This is a genomic window from Paraburkholderia sp. 22099 (genome assembly GCF_052045835.1).
Classification (GTDB): domain Bacteria; phylum Pseudomonadota; class Gammaproteobacteria; order Burkholderiales; family Burkholderiaceae; genus Paraburkholderia; species Paraburkholderia terricola.
Window position 1 is genome coordinate 155,087 of sequence record NZ_JBQEPU010000013.1, and the last position, 18,444, is coordinate 173,530.

The 18,444-nt window shown below is 62.8% G+C and carries 8 protein-coding genes; 1 reads left to right on the forward strand and 7 read right to left on the reverse strand.

All coding sequences use genetic code 11. From position 1 onward, the window contains the following. Positions 1-62: 62 nt before the first annotated feature. Entirely contained in the window at positions 63-758 is a 696-nt protein-coding gene (locus ACTJLC_RS14950; RefSeq protein WP_440844401.1) for a copper homeostasis protein CutC, read from the reverse strand. Between the two features lie 35 nt (positions 759-793). Beyond that, positions 794-2,071, reverse strand: a complete 1,278-nt coding sequence (locus ACTJLC_RS14955) for a sensor domain-containing phosphodiesterase (protein ID WP_073432234.1) — start codon at positions 2,069-2,071, stop codon at positions 794-796. Positions 2,072-2,456: 385 nt separating this feature from the next. On the opposite strand from ACTJLC_RS14955, the gene ACTJLC_RS14960 reads away from it, so the two are divergent. After that, positions 2,457-4,112 (forward strand): Na+/H+ antiporter, encoded by a 1,656-nt coding sequence (locus tag ACTJLC_RS14960; RefSeq protein ID WP_440844404.1) that lies wholly within the window; start codon positions 2,457-2,459, stop codon positions 4,110-4,112. Positions 4,113-5,024: 912 nt separating this feature from the next. On the opposite strand, the gene ACTJLC_RS14965 is transcribed toward ACTJLC_RS14960, so the two are convergent. From ACTJLC_RS14965 to ACTJLC_RS14985, 5 genes are all read right to left on the reverse strand, one after another. Then, a complete protein-coding gene (locus ACTJLC_RS14965; RefSeq protein ID WP_440844406.1) occupies positions 5,025-6,332 on the reverse strand; it encodes a solute carrier family 23 protein in 1,308 nt (435 codons plus the stop codon). 253 nt (positions 6,333-6,585) lie between these two features. Further along, a complete protein-coding gene (locus ACTJLC_RS14970; RefSeq protein ID WP_073432940.1) occupies positions 6,586-8,151 on the reverse strand; it encodes a methyl-accepting chemotaxis protein in 1,566 nt (521 codons plus the stop codon). Between the two features lie 359 nt (positions 8,152-8,510). Continuing rightward, complete coding sequence (locus ACTJLC_RS14975; RefSeq protein WP_440844408.1) at positions 8,511-9,140, reverse strand: DUF2239 family protein; 630 nt, start codon at positions 9,138-9,140, stop codon at positions 8,511-8,513. 74 nt (positions 9,141-9,214) lie between these two features. After that, the gene (locus ACTJLC_RS14980; protein ID WP_440844410.1) at positions 9,215-10,756 is read right to left on the reverse strand and encodes a sensor domain-containing diguanylate cyclase; all 1,542 of its coding nucleotides are present in this window, start codon (positions 10,754-10,756) and stop codon (positions 9,215-9,217) included. A 1,289-nt stretch (positions 10,757-12,045) separates the two neighbouring features. Beyond that, positions 12,046-17,184: a hypothetical protein gene (locus ACTJLC_RS14985; protein ID WP_440844412.1), complete on the reverse strand. Its 5,139-nt coding sequence runs from the start codon at positions 17,182-17,184 to the stop codon at positions 12,046-12,048. Positions 17,185-18,444 lie beyond the last annotated feature (1,260 nt).

The window sequence follows — 18,444 nt, forward strand, 5'->3', positions numbered from 1 at the left end:
CCGCTTCGGGGTTCGGCTCCGAAGCGGCATTTTTCATCGCGCCTTGCGCACGTTATGCCGCGCTATGCCGCGTTCAGCAGCGCTCTCACTTGCGCAACCCTGGCGGCATCGACCGGCGCGAGCCCCTTGCCGCCGACGCGCACGCCCGAGCCGAAATGCACCGCTTGCACTTGCGTCGCGCGGACGAAGCCGGCAACCGCGTCGACCGTCAAACCCGCGCCGGCCAGCACCGTGCAATGCGAGCCGGACGCTTGCCTGACCAGGTCGCCTAGCGTTGCTTGCGCGTCGAGCACCGAGGCTTTTCCGCCCGACGTCAGCACGTTCGTCACCGCTTCGAATTCGAGCAGCACGTCGAGCGCTTCTTGCAGATCGCGCGCTTCGTCGAATGCGCGGTGGAAGGTGATCGCAAGGCCGTCGGCCGCGTCGATCGCGCGTGCGAGTGCGTCGCGGTCGATCTGTCCTGCCTGGGTCAGCATGCCGATCACCACGCCGTTGGCGCGCGCCGCTTTTGCCGCGCGCACGTCGCGCAGCATGACCGCGGAGTCGTCGGTGTCGTAGACGAACGAGCGGCTGTGCGGCCGCACGATCACATTCACAGGAATATCAACCGCGCTCACCACCGCTTCGATCAAGCCGACGCTCGGCGTCAGGCCGCCCTCGCCCATCGCGGTGACGAGTTCGAGACGGTCAGCGCCGGCTTGCGCGGCGAGGCGCGCATCGGCCACCGTGGTGGCAATGACTTCGAGCAGAACGGACATGAGGATGAAAGCGCGTCGTGGAAAACGACATCATCTCAGAACCGCTCTTCGTCCACCCAGTCGATGTCGCCGCACAGCACGCAGGTTTGCGCGCCGACGCGCGTCGCCACCGAAAGCGTCACGCACGGCAACGCCTCGTTGATCGACAGATACGGACGCGTCACATGCACGCGTTCCGGCGCATTGATCGCCGCGCGGAAATACGGACGACGCAGCCAGTTCGCCCCTTGCGCGTCGGCGAGCGGCAGAAAGCGCGTTTCATGCGCCGCGCGATCGGCGCGCAGCACGACATTGCGGCCCGCCTGCCGGCCTTTCGAATCGAGCAGGAAACAGCGCGCGGCGTGATCGAGCGCGAGAAAATTCCAGCAGACCTCCTCTAGCGGCTCGCCGGCGGCAAGCCGCTCGGCCGCGCGCTCGAAGGCGCGCAGATACGGTGCGAGGCGGCTCGCATTGTGGCGCTCACGCGCTTCGGCCTGTTCGCGATAGCGCTCGGTGAGGTCGCTGATGCAAGTCGTCGCCTGGAGGGCGTCCGCCGCGGCGGGGCTCGGGCGGCCGAAAAAGAAACCCTGCACGAAGTCGGCGTTGCAGGCGAGCGCCATCTGCGCTTCGTGCTCGGTTTCGACGCCTTCGATCAGCACGAGCTTGCCCGCTTCGTGCAGCAGCGCGACGAGTCCCGGCAAGATCGTCGCCATGTCGGCGCGATGCGCGGCGTGCGACAGCATGATGCGGTCGAGCTTCACGATGTCCGGGTTCAGTTGCCAGATCCGCTCGACGTTCGAATGTCCCGCGCCGAAATCGTCGAGCGCGATCAGGAAGCCTCGGTCGCGGAACTGGCGCACGGCGTCGGCGAGACGTTCGAGATCTTCCGCGCGCTGTTCGAGCACTTCGAGCACGATGCGCCGCGGCGGCAGATCGAGCCGCCGCAGATTGGCCAGCAGCGCGGCGGCGTGGTACGGATCGGTGAGCGCGCCGGGATGCACGTTGAGGAACAGCCATTCGCGCTCGGCGCCGAGCACCTTGAAGTTTTCCAGATGCAGCGTCTGCGAGAGCCGGTCCAGTTGAAGGACGTCGCCGACCCGCGCGGCCTCGCCGAATACGTCGAGCGGCGACACGGGACGGTCGAGCGCGTCGTGCGCGCGCAGCAGTCCCTCGTAGCCGACCGCCCGCATATGCGAGAGGCTGAAAATCGGTTGAAACACGCTGGTGAGCGTCAGCTCGCCATGCTGTACCGAAAAACGTTCGAGTCCCGACGTCACTTCGACGTCGAAACCATGCGGCGCACTGGCCGTCCTTTCCTGCTGCGCAATCGTCATGCGATCCTCTCACGCGAAAGCCGGGCCGGTCCGAACGCGGAAGCGAGCAACCTCGGCGCCGTCTCTCTCAAAATGTGCGTTGTCGATATGGGTTAAGCAAGCTCCATGCGCGCGCTAACGCACCTTGGTAAGTAATTCGCATGAAAGATTGCACCGGCAAAAGGGCCAATGCGCCGCACGGGGGCGCGGCAGGCACTCTTTAGGTGCGCCGCCCGGTTCGCGCGCTCGCCTGCCTCGTTCGCGGCTCACTCGCTCTAAGCCGTGCCGGGGTCGCATGGGCGCCGTGCGTCCTCGGGCTAAACTTCGGCCTTCCGCCCTGCGCGGCATGACGCGGCGAGGCCGTCGACATCGCGAATAAACACGTTATAGGCTCAGAAACAGACCGATGGAAATTGTCTTCACCGTATTGATTCTTTTGCTTGCGGTTGCCGCGTCAGGCGTCGTCACGCGCCTCTTGCCGCTCACGTTGCCGCTGCCGCTCGTGCAGATCGCGATCGGCGCCATGCTCGCGTGGCCGCGGCTTGGACTGCACGTCACGTTCGATCCGGAAATCTTCATGATGCTGTTCATTCCGCCGCTGCTGTTCGCGGACGGATGGCGCATTCCCAAGCGCGAGTTCTTCATGGCGCGCCGCGCGATCCTGATGCTCGCGCTCGGCCTGGTTTTCATGACGGTGCTCGCGGTCGGCTACTTCGTCCATGAACTGGTGCCGTCGATGCCGCTGCCGGTTGCATTCGCGCTCGCCGCGGTGCTGTCGCCGACCGATGCCGTGGCGCTCTCCGGCATCGCCGGCAAGGGCAAGATTCCCGGACGGCTCATGCATATCCTCGAAGGCGAGGCGTTGATGAACGACGCGTCGGGCCTCGTCGCGTTGAAGTTCGCGATTGCCGCGGCATTGACCGGCGTGTTCTCGCTGCGCGACGCGTCGATCAGCTTCGTGATCATCGCCGCGGGCGGACTCGCGACGGGCGCGGCCGCGAGCTGGCTGTTCAGCATTGTGTCGACACGCTTTCTGAACCTCACGGAAGAAGGCGATCCGGCGCCGGTCGTCGTGATGACGCTGTTGATTCCGTTCGCCGCTTATCTGATCGCCGAGCGTTTGGAGTTATCGGGCATTCTCGCCGCGGTCGCGGCCGGCATGATGATGAATTACACGAGCATCGTGAACGCCGGCTCGGTATCGTCGCGCATCCGTGCAAACAGCACGTGGACGATGATCGAGTTCGTCTTCAATGGCATGGTGTTCATTCTGTTGGGACTGCAGTTTCCGCACATTTTCGGCCGGGCTCTGCTCGACGCGCACGAGACCGGCGACGCGCAGGTGTGGCTGCTGATCGGCTACATCGCCGCGGTCGGGGCCGCGCTGTATGCGATGCGCTTCGTGTGGGTGTGGCTGCTGCGCTGGTTCGCGAGCCGCGGCGCGGCGAAGCACGGCGTGGCGAACGCGGTGCCGGGCTTGCGCACGGTGGCGGTGACGACGGTGGCCGGCGTGCGCGGCGCGCTGACGCTGGCGGGCGTGCTGTCGTTGCCGGAGGTGTTGCCTGGCGGCGTGCCGTTGCCGGGCCGCGACCTCGCGATTTTCATCGCGTCGGGCGTGATTCTGCTGTCGCTGCTGGTCGCAGTGGTTGCCTTGCCGTTGTTGCTGCGCGGCTGGCGGCGCGGCAAGGATCCGCATGCGGCGGAGGAAGTTTTCGCGCGCAAGCTGGCGGCGCAGGCGGCGATTCGCGCTGTCGACGATGTGCACGATAGCGAGTGCGCGAATCTGGACGAAGCGGCATCGGCGTATGCCGCTGATGTGACCGCGCGCGTGATGGACCTTTATCGACGGCGGCTCGCCACGCTCGGAGAGGACCAGGAGCCGCGCGAGTTGGCGCGCCGCGCCGATGCGTTGGAGTTCAGGATGAAGCTGGCGGCGATGCGAGCCGAGAGGAAGACGCTGCTCGCGTTGCGTGGTTCTCAGGCGATTAACGATGAGACTTTGAACAAGCTCATGCGGGAGGTGGATTTGTCGGAGACGGCTTTGACTGTTCGGAGGCGGTAAGGGTTTGGCCTGCTCGGCGGTTTTGGTTGTGGTTGTGGGCTTGGTTTGTTGGGCTTGGTTTGTTGGCCTTTCCTTGCTTTGTTAGTGGTCTATTAGCGTTGCCCCTGTGCGGGGCGGCACCTACTTTCTTTGCCGCCGCAAAGAAAGTAGGCAAAGAAAGCGGCTCACACCGCCAGCTTTGAAGCGGGTCTCCTGGCTTGGAGGGGATTGTGGTGCATCTGGAATCGGTGCCCTCGCGCACTCCGCGCTCGTGACAAGGCAGTCATTCTTCCGGCGACGCTGCGCGCGCCGTCGCGGTACTTCATAAAGTCGCACGGCGCTTTTGCGGTCGGCAGCAGTTCTCGATGCCCAGACAAACCGCCGTCAGCCGCAGTTCTCCAAACCAATAGCGGTGCGTGCGCCCGGCGTCACTGCATCGAATGCCGGCGAGTTGCCGACAATTTGCCGGCGCATCGGCGCGCGGCCGGACGCTCAGCACGGCGACCGGCGACCCGCCCCACAATCCACAACCGGTGTCCTGCAACCAGCGACACATCTGAAACAGCACCTGGCATTTCAGCGTCTCGCCGAGGCGAAGCCGATGGCCCCACCGCGCCCAATGAAACCGCTGGTTTCCGTGCGCGCCGCTTCCGGCGAGCGCGCAGCGCGAGGCGGGAAGTATGACTGCCTTGTCACGAACGCCGAATGCGCGAGAACACGGATTCCAGATGCACCACGATGCCCTCCAAGCCAGGGGACCCGCTTCAGAACTGGCGGTGTGAGCCGCTTTCTTTGCCTACTTTCTTTGCGGCGGCAAAGAAAGTAGGTGCCGCCCCGCACAGGGGCAACGCCAATAGACCACTAACAAATCAAGCAAAGGCCAAAAAACCAAGCCCACAACCCAAACCGCCGATCAGGCAAAAACCCCCACCTTCAACCCACCGGCCCCCGCGCCGGCTCCCCCCTGAGCAAGGCATAAAGAATAATCGCCCCAAACGTGGCAGTCCCAATCCCACCCAGCCCGAACCCACCAAGCTTCAACGAAAAATCCCCCGCCCCAAGCACGAGCGTCACCGCGGCAACGATCAGATTGCGATTGTCGGCAAAGTCCACTTTATTGACGACCCAGATCCGCGCGCCGGTCACGGCAATCAGACCGAATACGACGATCGACACGCCGCCCAGCACCGGTCCCGGAATGGTCTGAATCACCGCGCCGAACTTCGGCGAAAAACCCAGCACCAGCGCAATCACGGCAGCAATCACGAACACCAGCGTCGAATAGATCTTGGTCACGGCCATCACGCCGATGTTCTCGGCGTAAGTCGTCACGCCCGTGCCGCCGGCAAAACCGGAGACTATCGTCGCGAGACCATCGCCGAAAAATGCGCGACCCATATAGCCATCGAGGTTCTGACCGGTCATCGCGCTCACCGCCTTGATATGCCCGAGGTTCTCCGCGACGAGAATCACCGCGATCGGCGCGAGCAAGGTCATCGCCCGCGGCTCGAACACCGGCGCCGTGAAGTGCGGCATGCCGAACCACGCGGCGTGCGCGACGATCGAGAAATCGATCGGCTTACCCATGCCGAGGCCGTTCGTGACGATCGCGTAAATCGCATACGCCATCAGCAGCCCCACCAGAATCAGCAAACGCTGCAGCATGCCGCGCGCAAACACCGCGACCGCGCCGACACACAGCACCGTCACGAGCGCCATCCACGAATCGAAATTGCTGGCGCTCACGCCGCGCACCGCGATCGGCGCAAGATTCAAACCGATCACGCAGACGATCGCGCCCGTCACCACCGGCGGCATCAGCGTCTCGATCCATCGGGTGCCGACCGCCGACACGATCAACCCGATGATCGCGTACACCACGCCGCACGCGATGATCCCGCCCAACGCCACCGGAATGTTCATGTTCGGGCCCTGCCCGCCGTACCCCGTCACGGCGATCACGAGACCGATGAACGCGAAGCTCGAGCCGAGATAGCTCGGCACGCGCCCACCCACCACCACGAAGAACAGCAGCGTGCCGATCCCCGACATGAAGATGCACAGATTCGGATCGAAGCCCATCAGGAGCGGCGCGAGCACCGTCGAACCAAACATCGCGACGACGTGCTGAATGCCCATCGCGAACATCTGCGGCCACGCAAGCCGTTCGTCGATACCGACGATGCGGCCCTCGGCGGCGGCGGACTGCGCGCGCCAGCGCGGGAAATAGGAATCGGCCATGGCGGGGGTTCTCCTCTGTTCGGCGTGATGGCGACGGCGCCCGAAAACGCGCCGCCCAGGAATTACGCGCGAGTGTACGGAGTGCCACCTGGCCTGGCAAGGGCGGCGAAAGGCGCGCTGAATCGATCGAAATACGAGGCCGATGAGCTGCGACAACCGCGCTGATCCACCGGTTCGAACCCGCGACGAACACCTCGCCTCTCGATCACGCCGACGCAACAGCCCGCCTGCGCGAAGAGTCGGCGACGAAAAATCAGCCGCGCCGCGGCTCCAGTGAAAACACCGTGACGGCCGCCTGCAATTGCCTCGCCTGATCCGCCATCGACGACGCCGCGGCCGCCGCCTGCTCGACGAGCGCCGCGTTCTGCTGAGTCACGTCGTCCATCTGCGCGACAGCGCGATTGACTTCCTCGATGCCCGTGCTTTGTTCCTGCGATGCCGACGAAATCTCGCCCATGATGTCCGTCACGCGTTTCACCGCGAGCGTGACATCGGCCATCGTCTGACCGGCCCGCTCGGCCAGTTGGGCGCCGCTGCCTACGCGCGCCGTCGAGCTTTCGATCAACGCCTTGATCTCCTTGGCCGACACCGCGCTGCGCTGCGCGAGCGAGCGCACTTCGCCCGCCACCACGGCAAAGCCGCGTCCCTGTTCGCCCGCGCGCGCGGCTTCGACAGCAGCGTTGAGCGCGAGAATGTTGGTCTGGAACGCGATGCCTTCGATCACCGCGATGATGTCGGTCATGCGCTTCGAGCCGGCCGCCAGCTCGCGCATCGTTTCGACGACATCGCCGACGAGACTGCTGCCGCGCGCCGCCACCTCCGACGCGCCGTGCGCCACGCTGCCCGCCTGCTGCGCGTTCTCGGCGTTCGTCTTTACCGTCGACGTCAGTTCCTGCATGCTCGACGCGGTTTCCTGCAACGCGGCGGCCTGCTCTTCGGTGCGCTGCGACAGGTCGGTGTTGCCTTGCGCGATCTCGCCCGAAGCCATCAGGATCGATTCGCTCGACACGCTGATGCCCGACACGATGCCGGCCAGCCGTTCACGCATGTTGCGCAGCGCGAACAGCATGCTGTCGGTGTCGCCCGCGCGGGTGTCGACGCGCACGCTCAAGTCGCCGTCCGCGATGCGGTTGGCGATCTCCATCGCGTAGTACGGCTCGCCGCCTAGCTGGCGCGACAGGCGGCGCGCGATCGTCGACGCGAGCAGCGCGCCGGCCACGATCGCGCCGAGCACCAGCCCGAGCATCACGAGATGCATGCGCTCGTACTTGCTGGCCGACTGGGCCTGCAAGTCGTCCGCCTGCTGCCGGCGAAAGTCGATCAGCGCGACGATGCGATCGCGCAGCGCCTCGCTCGATGCAATCGCCCGGCGCACGACTTCGTTGTTGTCGACTCCGGCGGGAATCGGTTCAAGACCGATCTGCTGATGCACGATAGCCTCCCAAAGCGCCGACTTGCGCAGCACTTCGTCGAACAGCTCCTGGCCCTTGCTGCTCGCGATGGTCGGGCGATACTGGTCGTACGCGCCGTGCATGTCCTTGAGCGATGCGACGATGCTGTCCTTCAGCTTCTGGCGGCCGGCGTCGTCGGTGGCATAGCCAAGATTCGCGGCGGCAAGATCGGCGTCGATCTTGTGACGGTTCGCCTCTTCGAGCCAATACAGGCCATCCATGCTTTTATCGGCAATGGCGTCGGAAATCTCATGCAGCGACGAAAGCGCCGCCAACGCCATTCCTCCGATTACGACCGAAAAGCCGATCACGACGGCAAATGCGAGCAGCAGCTTTCGGAACACGGTCATGCGGTCGAACCACTTCATTTCGCCATCCTGGTTAAGTTTCTGTTTGGAGCCCTTCTCTCCTTCTCTTTACGGCCGCGATGGCAAGTGGCTGAAGCGATAAATGGCGGGAATAAGCGAAATGGGACGTTCAACCGGGCTTGATAGCGTAGCCGCCGAACGTCTGCGCGTTCTTACGGCTAGATCCGGACATGATTGGGATTTGTCTTATATATACGCACGCGCGCACTGCTTAGACTTTATTGGCTGCGTTGACCCCCATGAGTAAGCGCAAGCGATGTTGTTGTAACTCTCCGACTTTCCGCTCACGCTCCCCGGTGTGAGCGGCTTTTTTTTGCCTGTGCGTTTCATCGCATGCATTCGCTGCGAGCCGCGCCCGTTCATGTCTGCTCGACGAAAGCGCGGCTCGCGAGACGCAATGTGTGATTGCGCACGTCCTCCGGCCAGGCAGCGACGAACGCTTCGAAGCGCGGCCGATCGTCCGCATACAGCGCGCGCGTGGCGTCCTCGTAACCCGGCAGATTGCCGGCCAGCGCGGTCATGAAGCGATACACCGCTTCTTGCGCCGCACGCTGACGATCCTTGTGCTCGCCGGCGACACGCGCCGCCTCGACCAGTTTGCGCAACGCCACTGAAGCGCCGCCCGGCTGCCCGTTCAGCCACTCCCAATGACGCGGCAACAAGGTCACCTCTCTTGCCACCACACCCAGCTTGGGCCGACCTCGCCCGCGCGGGGGGTCCTCAGCCGTCGCGTCGGAGGCGGGGGTGGTTTGCGCAGCTTCGGCTTCCTCACCTGCATGCTCGGCCGCGAGCCTCGCCACGATCTCTTCGGGCGTGCCGCGCAGATCGAACTCGACCGGGTGGCTGGTGGCGTCGTCGAAGATCAGCACCGGCGCCTGTTCGCCACGCGCCAGCACCGCTCTGACCGCTAGCGCTACGTCGGAGAGGGCGCCGGACGCGATGCAGCGGTGGCCTTCGAAGGCAGTGCAAGTAGCGCGATAAACGGTCATGACAAACTCCCAGAAAAGAATTTGTCGAATTATAGCCGGGTAAAATACAAAAGCAACATATTACCCGGATGAAATTAACGATAGATGTGGGGCGAGAATTCTGGAGTTAGGTATCCTGGGACGCCGGTGCCGCCGCCTGGCGCTTGCGTGGCCGTGCCGTAGGCGACAGTGCGATTGCGGCCCGCGTCCTTGGCTTCGTAGAGCGCCTCGTCGGCTGCGTTGATCAGCTCGCGAGCCGTGGCGAATATCTGGCCGCTCGTGCAGGCAATGCCGATGCTGACCGTCAGCACATGGTGCGAACTCGCCACGTGGCGAACCTCGCGCTCCTGAATCGCGGCGCGAATCTGCTCGGCAAGGTTCATTGCGCCGGCTTCGTCGGTGTCCGGCAGCAGCACTGCGAATTCCTCGCCGCCGTAGCGCGCCGCGGTATCGCCGGGACGCCGCAAGTTGTTCGTGATGCAGCGCGCGACCTCGATGAGCGCAGCGTCGCCGGCGGAATGGCCGTATAGATCGTTGAAGCCCTTGAAACTGTCGACGTCGATCAACAACATCGACAACGGCCACGCATTGCGTTGCGCGCGGCCCCATTCCTCGTCCAGGTCCTGCTCGAAGATGCGGCGGTTGTTCAGGCTGGTGAGTCCGTCGGTGCGCGCTAGCACGCGCAACTCTTCCTCGGCGGCGCGGCGTTGCCGCAACTGCTGCGAGAACAGGATCGCAAGCGCGATGATCGTCACGTCGAGCGCGCCGATCAGCGAGCCGATGATCCACGCGCGACGCCGCCATTCCACATAGATGTCGCGCGTGGAAAGCGCGACGTCGAGGATCAGCGGATACATGTCGATATGGCGGAACGCGTACCAGCGCTCCACACCGTCGATCGCCGCCGTGCCGAAGAAATCGCCGCTCGGCTGCAGGAGAAAGCGCGAATAGTTCGCGGTGCCCTTCAGATTGCGGCCGATGATTTTTGGATCGTAGGGTCGCCGCATCAGCATCGTGCCGTCGTTTAGCATCAACGCCATCGAGCCGCCCGGGCCGAGATTCATATCGGCGAACAGGCCGCGGAAATAACTCAGGCGCATGGTGCCGACGACCACGCCGCCGAAGCTGCCGTCCGGCCGGGAGATACGCCGGCTCAACGCGATGCTGACTTCCTTGCCGGCGATCTTCGGCAAAAATGGACGGCTGACGTACAGGCCCACGTCGGGAGAATCCCGCTGCACCTTGAAGTACTCGCGATCCGCGAGATTGATACGGCGCGGCGGCGAGGCTTGCGAGTCGAACTTGATGTCGCCGGCTTCGTCGAGGACGAAAATCGAGCCCATATCCTTCGCGCCGATGGAGCCGTCGAACAGCAATAGTTGACGCATGGCCGGCGGCAAGTCCTGCACGCCAGGCTGTTTCAGCCCCTCCATCACCGCGCGCAACGACAGGTCGTAGATCTCGAGATTGCGCGACACGTCGCGCTCGACCAGCAGCGACACGTTGAAGACGGAATCCTGCGCGCGCCGCAACGCGTCATCGTGCATTTGCGCGAGCACCCACACGGCGATCGCGAGTATCGCGCTGGCCAGCACGATGCTGATCGCAATCACAATGTTCGGGTGGCGCATCACCATGGGTTTTCGTGGTTCGAGGCTGGCGCGGGGTTGCGCGCGGGGGAGGTTGGGGTTGGCGGCGTGCGCGGGCGCGGGCGCGGGCCGGGATTTCGGTAGGGTAGCAGACGATGGGGGGTGGCGAATGGCCGAGAAGAGGGGGTTTTGATGCGTTAGGGGCGGGTGTTGGGTAGCGTTGGAACACGCTATTTGCCGCGGTTGCGGTGTTGCGTATTGCGTGTTTCTCGTCGTGGATGTGTGGGCGCCGGGATTCGAGTTGGCGGCCATGTGCGCGTCAATGCATGTCGATGACTGCCATATCGGATTGCGATTGTCGGGAGGAATGGGGTATCGACGATAGCTGGCTGGGATCGCGCGGCTTCGCGGATTGAGGCTCCGGCCTCAAACACTGTAGACAAGACTTCCGACGGGTCGACGCTGGCGTTCTGCTTGCGCCTGCCAGTTTAAGAACTTGATCAACGCAGGCAATAAAAAACCCCGAAGGACGATAGACCTTCGGGGTTTCCGTGAAAGACATTGCTAACTGCAACTTCGGTGGGAGGAGGGCTACCAAACTAATCCATCAACTGCCCGCGCAGCAATGGACCTCCAGTTCGAGAAAGTGCAAATGCCCCCGAAAATGCCCCCGGCGCAAGCGCCCTTCAAAATCCTCTCGAACTCCGATCGTATTGTACAGCGCTGCATAAAGCCGGACATACGAGTACTGCGCTGTCACTCGACGGCCACATATTCGTTGCCGCTTACCGCTAATGATGAACCCGAGATGCTGCGATCGCGTGCGGTGGCAGTATTCCGGGTCACCAGTTTTTCCGCTGGCGTCACACGAATTCCGAGTCGCTAGTCACACGGATCGTCTGCGGTCTGAAAGACCATCTTTCTCGTTGCAACTCGTGTCACGGGGCGCAGGCACTTTCTCCTGTCTGACCGATTACGCTCTAAAAATTTTCAATCACATATCACCCGACTGAGCCGGCCCCGCCGCTCCGCTACTGCAATCCCGCATTGGCGAACCTGACCCAGGAGTCTGGTGATGCTTCCTACCCCTCTCGAATACCTGATCGCATTTGTGATCTGCTCCCTCCTCGGCGCGCTCTCGACGCTAGGTGTCGGTTGCTACGTCAATCATATCCGGCAATAGGCGGCACGCTGCCATGCCTGAACGTCACCCACCCTATCCACCATTCGACGAGGACGACGAGGATACATGGATGCACGGGCCGGCGTCCTCGCGCTCCCCTGTCGCCAGCAGCGGGACAGTCGATCGGGCGAGGCGCTGCTGCTGATTCTGCTGGTCACTCTTGTCGCCCTCGCGCGAATACTGGAACGCGACGCGGTACTTGAATTCGGCGATCCCGATCGAGAAGTGAAACTCGTACTCCGCCTGGCCCTGCATGGCGTTGCCGTAATAATTCGATCCTTTCGATCAGCGTGTACAGCCGCATGATCTGGGCGGCCAGGCGTTTCGGATACGTCGTGTAATAGCTGAACTGGACCAGCGTCGCCCGGGTTGCGTCATCAGTAATATCCCAACCGAGCGCCCAGGCGCGCGGCGCTTTCGAAGCCGGATTGAGCACCTCTGGATCGCCCTTTGGAGGCGCAACGAGCTGGCTCAAGGTGCTGATGTCGATTGCGAGTTCATCGGAGAAAGCGTTGGCGAACTGGCGGACGGCGGCCAGTTCCCGCCTCGCGGCAACCTGCAGTTCGTCCGTAGAAGGTGAAGTATTCGCCGGCGCCGCGAGTTTAGGAATTCCCTCGACCTCGAATCTGGACAGCTGCTGCGTCAATTGCCCGGTGTAATTCTTCACGGCATTGGTCAGCTGATCCTGGGCATCACGGACCTTGTGATCGACCGAATGACCGATTTCGCTCATCGTGCCGAGCAATTGGTCGATCTGACTCTTGATCAGCGCTGCCTTCGCCGCCTGGGGCGCAAGCAGCGCAGCGGCCTGCCGGTGATATTCATCGACCTTTGCAAGCAGCGCGAGGTACGCGTTCCAAAGCTCGAACGCCTTCTGTTGCGCGATGTCCTGCACCTGTGCGATGACGGCAGTCAGGCTCGCCTGCAGATCTCTGAGCGTCTGCAGGACACGCCCGAATTCAGGGCTGCCCGTCAACGCGCCGATCAATTCGGCGACTTTCTTGTCGACGGCCTGATCAATCAGATCCTTGACCATCGGACGCAGCCACGACCCCACGTCGCGATCGAAGTCGAAATGCTGAAGCGCATCCCACGCTTTGTGCAACTGCTCGAGCATCTTCTGCTGTTCCGGCGGCAGCAGCAGTTCCGGGTGCTGCGCCAGCCCGTTGACATCGGCGGCAAACGCCGTCGACGCGACGCTGAAGTCGCGCAGCAGCGCAAGCATTCGACCCTCGTCGAAAGGCGACGCATTAAGCATCTTTTCCAGTTCGTCTGCGTCCTGCTGCAAGCGCTCCAATTGCGGCACCAGGCGGGCAGCCACGACCGGCGCCTGAGCCGTCTGGCTCTTGACCAGAGCCATTGCATTGGAAAGACCGCTTTTGACGCCGCCGATGATCGCCAGCAATGCGTCCCTCGTGAGGTTGAAGAGGTTCTCCCGCTTGATGGTCGGAATCTTCGTGCCTGTCGCGGCGAGCGCGACCTTCAGAATATCGACGATACGAACGATGCCGAGCAACTTGGCGTCGCCTATGAAGGCGCTGAAGAATTCGACCGGATCGAAATCGCCATGATGCGAGGGCGTGGCGGCCGGCGGTGCGCCCTTCACCTTGGCCTTGGTGAGCAGCGCGGCCTGCGCGGACGCCGGATTCAATTCGACGAGTTCCTTCGGCGGACCACCAAGAAGCCCGCGTTGTGCGGACAGGTAGACGATCGCCGTGCTCGGACTCGCGAAGCCGCCGGAGCGCGACGTGTCGCCGCGAAAATCGAGCACGGGTCCCGGCGCGACGAACACGGCGAAAATCTGTCCGGCGTTGAACTCCGATGCGAATCCCGCGTGGCCGTACATGCGGTCATATTCCAGCAGATAGCGAGCCGAAGCATTGCCCGTGATCGTCGAAACGTGCGTGAGGCTGACCCGGCAGCGCCGCCGCGCGGGAAAGAACGGCGGCTGATTGAGCCGTTCTCCGCGCGCGGACATGCGAGGCACGCATAACGGGGTGTCGTCGGCGTTGACGAAACCGTCGTCGAACGGCGTCTGCACATCGAGCAACACCCGGTCGGTTTCGACTTCGGTGTTGTCGCCGTGCATGCCGGGCACGTAGGGCAAGCGCCCCGAGCGCACCCTTGCAAAACCCGGCGCGTCGCCGTGGGGCCAGGCATTCACGTCGCACGACAATGCCTGAGCTGTCATCTTGCGCCACGCGCGGACGACCTTGGCGAGCATGATGCCCGTGTTCACCACGTTGTTATCGACGAAAACTTGCGGCGCCGTATAACTCGAGCGCGAGGCCGGTTCGGCGAACGGAAAGGCCACGTCTTCGCCGCACAGATTCCTCGGCCAGAACGCGGCCTGCCCGAGTGTGTCGACCCCGTTCTCGTCGGGCTTGTCGAGATCGGGCGTGGTGAAGTCGCCGATATCGATCGATGCGTGTCCCCAATAGCGGTTCTCGTTGGGTTGATCGAGTGCCGGAAACACGCGCGTGGCGGCCCGGACCACGATGAAGAACCGCTGCACGAGACGCGCCACCGACTGCATCTTTCCGCTGGTGGATGTCTCGAAACAGAACCGGCGCTCCGTCATCTTGATGAGCACGGCCGGAAGGCCCATAGGAAAAAGAAAGCCCTTGTACTCCACGCGCGCCAGCGTGTCCCGCCCGATCTGCCCGTTGTGGTCGTAACGCACCACGCTCAACGCGCCACTGAGGTCCGATGGCGCGGAAGGCGGCGCCCAGCGCCCCTTGTACTTGAAGTTCGCGCCGAGGCTCGTCAGTTGAAGCAGCGATACGTCGATCGGCACGGGAACGTATTTGCCGTCGCCGCTGCGGCTGACCTCGTTGCTGTTGCACTTCCTCGCCTGCGACGAGCCGCCCTGGATGCGAAAGCCATACAGCGCTGTCAGCGCGACGAGTTCATGGCGGTCCCGTGCATCGGTCGAAGCACGGAACTCGCAAGCCGACGCATCGCCGGCGAAAGGCGCAGGCGGTTTGAATATATTGACTTTGATGAGGTTGTGCGGCCCCGGACAGGCGCCGGCCACCAATGGCGCCTTGCAGCTGACGTCGAGCACGTCGCGCGCATCGGGCGAGAAGACTGCGCGCACCTTCGTGGCGGTGAGACGGACATTCCACAACTCGTTTCGCCCCGGCACCGCGCCGCGCGCGGCGGAAGTCGGCTGCGTCATCGATTGGATCCACGACGCCGGATCGCCTGCGATCGGGCTCATCACGAGCCGCGCCGGCACCTCGATGCCGGTCGCATATTCGAACGGCGCGCTCAGCGGATCGCCGAGGCTGAGCGGCCTCGTGATGGTGGGGCTCTGCGCTTGCCCCTCGCTTTCGCCCGGAAGCTCTTCCGTTCCAGCGGCCAACGCGCGCCTCGGCAGCACCGGAATGAAGAGCGGCACGGGCGGATTTTTCGGGTCGGGCAACGGCGGCGCGTAGGCGGCCCAGCTCAGTAGAGCCTGCAGCGTCAGGGGGATGCGCGCGCCCGGCGCCAGACTAAACAGCAGCCGCGACGCGCCTGCGCGCTCAGTCTTCACCCGTCCTTTAACGCCTGGCTGCGAGCCGCGAAGAAAATTGCGCAGTCCCTCGCTTCGTCTGAATTCGGCGAATTTTTCGCGCAATCCATTCGCGCCGAGCTTTTCGAGTAACTTGTCGAGATCGTCCGGACCTATACCCGCCTTCTTCAGGTCAGCGGCCGACACGGGCGAGTTCGTCAGGTCACCCTGTTTGCCGTCCAGTCTGCCGTCGCAGAGCGCACGCAGGATCGCGAGCGCGGCCAGCGGTTCCGGAACCGGCATGTCCTCCGCCTTCTTGCACCCGCTCGCCGGAATGCAGGCCCAGTCCGAGATATAGACGGCCTGTTCCATCAGATGCTGCGAGCCGAAGTCATATTCGATGAGCGGCATCGCACCGGCGCTTTCCGGCCGCGCGACGATGACCCATCCGTTCGACGTGAGCCTCAGATCGATATGTTTGAAGCGCAGCGTAGCCGCGAAAGCATCCGATGCGCGTCTGATCACGAGGTCGTAATCATCGAGCGGGATCACACAGTGGGCGAGCGACGAGATTCCCGCGCCGTATTCGGCCGGCCGCGCAGCCGATCCGGACGCGACGGGGCGCAATTTGAACATCGCGGCATCACATCCGGGCAGGCTGACGACGAAGCGCGACGCGCGCGGCGACGCCATTGCCAAGACTTCGGAAACCTCTCCCGGCGATGCATCGTTGGCAACCAGCCAGACCTTGCCATCCGATTCGTCGCTCGCGAACTCCACCGCGAGCGCACCCGCGTCATGCCATTCCCGCGTGGGCAAGACGGCCGCGCCCTGCACCTTGCGCGACTGATCCGCGTAGTCGAGCGTGTAGTCCACGCGCTGCGCCTTCAGACGCAGATTCGATGGCCCCGGCCAGTGCAAATGCGCCGGGCCTTCGCGCAAACGCATCATCACGCGCACCGTCTTCGACGACGAAGCGCGGATGAACCAGACCGCGTGCGCCGAACCCACCGACACGCGCGGCGTCACACCCTCAAGTCCGATCGACTGACCTTCGGCCGGTATCGGCCAGATATCGGTGAGCCGTTCGACCGGCAATGCATCCTTGCCGTGCGCCGGGCGACACGAATTGAGTTCGATGCGCAAGGATTGCAGCGCCGTCTCCTCGTGACCGATGCGCATCGATGCACGATGAAGGCCGCCGAGATCCAGCGTCCAGTCCGGCCCGAAGCTCGCATGGCCGTGCACGCCGTCGAGCCGAACATCGCCCGCCCCGCGAAAAGCGATGCGACCGATGTTCGCCTCGCCTGTCGCACGATGATAGCCCAGGAGCCATGTATGAAAAGGAAACGATGCGTCGAACTTCAGACCATCGAGGACGAGCCGGCCGTACCATCCGGTCCCGCCACGCTCCACCTTCAGGCACAGGTCGGCGGGAAGATCGGTTCCTGGAAAACGCGCCTGACGCAACTGAACGTGCAGGTGCGAAGCCGATTGCTCGACATGCAGCAGCGCTATGCCGTCGAACCAACGGCGGTCGATTTTCCAGACCTCGATCCCGCCGATGAAGACTCGGAAGGCATGACTATCGGCATCGCAAGTGAAGCAGCACGCCGCGCGCACCAGCGGTCCAATTAGCGGCAGCCCCGCTGACAGCCCGGCCGCGCCCACCATCATCGCGCGCCGGGTCGTCCTGATCGCAGTCAGTGATTCGACGAGATCCCTGTAGTGATCCCACAGTCCTCTCGGCTTCGGGAACGCTTCGCCCTCGAGTGCGTCCGCTCGATTCGATCGCATATGCAGTCTCTCAGTCCAAAGGACAATACGGCAAACGGCCCGTCCGCGCTGTTGAGCCGCGACGCCTCTCTCTCATTGTCAGCGATTGTTTGCACCATGCACTCACGCCCGGGAGTTTCGTCTCCGAAGGAGCGTCAGGGCCGTCTCACGCACGTAAAAAACGTTCCACCAACCGCGCGTCGCGCATCATGCATCTCTACGGCGCGACTACTGCTTGCGCTTATGGATCCCTGAACCGCTGCATATGCGACTGTAAGGATGTGATTCAGTCTAGAAAGAAAGCCGGATTTATCAAGGCTTGGTTTCTTGGGAAGGTCGTTTGACTCGGCTCGCGCGATAGATATTTATATGAGCAATCGATGAGCAGATGATCGCTCTTCATCCTCGGTGTCGGGCAAACCCTATGAATGACTCTCAATAGTTGGGGATCCACCAAACACGAAGCGATTCAGCGCAACATTTGCGAGCGGACAACTCGAATTGCCATGTTTCGGAATCGCATTCCAAGGCCCATTGGACGGCTTGTAGCTACTAATGTGCACCCGAGGTTAGTATCACATTGTCATGCTTGCAGCCGTCAATCGTGCCGTTGGTATATGCGAAGCATTTTGAATTATCGATCATTTCGGGATCGAATTTCGCTTTAGCTTCTATACAAGCTTTCTTTCGGCTATCGTGCTCGCTTAGTAGTTCTCCGAGCTTGGGCTGTGAATCGCTCGTCTGTACGCTGCAAACATTACTCATCGTCTGTTTACGTAGCTCCCATGTTTTTGACGCCGCAGGCGCCCAAACGAATGTTAACGAAAGGATTAAGCTGCTCATTGCCATTACGAATGACCTTGCTCGCATTGTAAACCTCATAGGGTTATGTCGAGTTGGGCTACAGTGCATCCGGGCCGCTACCCAATGCTCTAATGACAGATCAATTGGAAAACACCAGCTAGTCACGTCTGAGGAAACAAGCTCAGCCTCCGCGCACTCACCGTTATCATGCCGTCTTGAAATACCGATTTCCGGTACTGCGCAAACGATGAGAGTTTCAAAGGGAACGCAGAAATACTCGTCACGGCCTCGTCGCTTTCTTCTTGCGAATTCAAGTCGTCGTTAGGCGTCACCATGACCTCCTCTAGGTTGCTATCCGATATGGGGCAAATCGAATCTGGTGTGAGCTCGATTTCATCGCGGGGCAAGTGCGATGGCAGTGGCTCTCGCGTGGGTGCCCGACCGGGTGGCGTCGTCGACGCCTTGTCTCGGTGCCCT